A 522-nucleotide genomic window follows, 5' to 3' on the forward strand; every position below is an offset into this window, starting at 1 on the left:
GGTTGGGCTACCGAGTAACGTGCGCAGTTGATGCACCAAGTTGGTCTCAGATGAGACGCTTTTGGACAGCTTGCCAACATCGTCACTCAAAAACTGCATGTCTGTCCAACGAAAAGGCACGCGTTTGTTGATCAGATCAGTGTCTATCGTAGAGTCTTTGATGGCGGCTTTATAGACCGTTAAACTACTGCCTTCGTTATTTTCCTCATCTATACCCAGCTTGTCTAATGCCTTTAAGAAATCAGGCGTGACATCATCGTCAAATTTGGCCAAAGTTTCGATGTCAAACGACAGCGGTGATGACCAATAACTGGCAAAGCTATTATCAATGTCTGCGACGACTTTACCAATCAGTAAAACATCCAAATCCGCAAACTGGCTGCTTTGATCGTTACTCAGGTATTCATTACCGATATTACGTCCACCGATAATGGTAATCTGTTTATCAAACGTCATGCTTTTATTATGCATACGGCGATTGATACGCGGTAAACCAGTGACGTAATTCAATGTTGAAAACTT

Annotated in this window: 1 protein-coding gene; it reads right to left on the reverse strand. The window is 42.9% G+C overall.

What is annotated here, in order from left to right:
• A partial coding sequence (locus tag ACS8FC_RS20815) for a phospholipase D-like domain-containing protein (RefSeq protein ID WP_459112995.1) occupies positions 1–522 on the reverse strand: 522 nt, incomplete at both ends.

Source organism: Psychrobacter sp. 1Y4, from assembly GCF_051847555.1.